Here is a 591-nt window from a genome sequence, read left to right as displayed (position 1 = left end):
CTGCAACTGGTGTACAACAAAGCCCGTCAGGCCGCGATTACCCAGGAGCTGTCGGAAATTGTGGGCGGTGCCGCCGCCGTGGCCTCTTAAGGCCCAGAGCTGAGAACCCTTTTTTGAGTTAAAACCTTCAGTCTCAGGCTGCCATCGTCATTCACTGACAGTCGGCCGGATCTGAAACCAAGAGGAACCGGAAATGAGTAGCGGACGTATCGTACAAATTATCGGCGCCGTGATCGACGTGGAATTCCCGCGCGATGCCGTGCCGCAAATCTATGATGCACTGAAAGTCACCGAGCAAGACCTGACTCTGGAAGTGCAGCAGCAACTGGGCGACGGCGTGGTACGCACCATTGCCCTGGGCTCCTCTGAAGGTCTGCGTCGTGGTCTGGATGTGAGCAACACCAAGGAGCCGATCAAGGTTCCGGTGGGCACCAAAACCCTGGGTCGTATCATGAACGTACTGGGCGACCCGATTGATGAAGCCGGCCCCATCGGTGAAGACGAGCGCATGCAGATTCACCGCGATGCCCCGGCGTACGAAGAACTGGCCGCGTCCAACGAGCTGCTGGAAACCGGCATCAAGGTGATCGA

At 57.9% G+C, this 591-nt stretch carries 1 protein-coding gene and 1 pseudogene; both read left to right on the top strand.

All coding sequences use genetic code 11. The features are described from left to right. On the top strand, positions 1-90 hold a 90-nt coding region (locus tag B3520_RS17335; protein WP_286876497.1), incomplete at its 5' end, for a F0F1 ATP synthase subunit gamma. Between the two features lie 103 nt (positions 91-193). Further along, positions 194-591 (top strand): annotated as a pseudogene (locus B3520_RS17330) (F0F1 ATP synthase subunit beta); the annotation flags it as partial.

The organism is Marinimicrobium sp. UBA4509, from assembly GCF_002388575.1.
Taxonomy (GTDB): Bacteria; Pseudomonadota; Gammaproteobacteria; order Pseudomonadales; family Cellvibrionaceae; genus Marinimicrobium; species Marinimicrobium koreense.
Note: the sequence above shows the minus strand (reverse complement) of the source record. Positions and strands in the feature narration are given on the sequence as shown.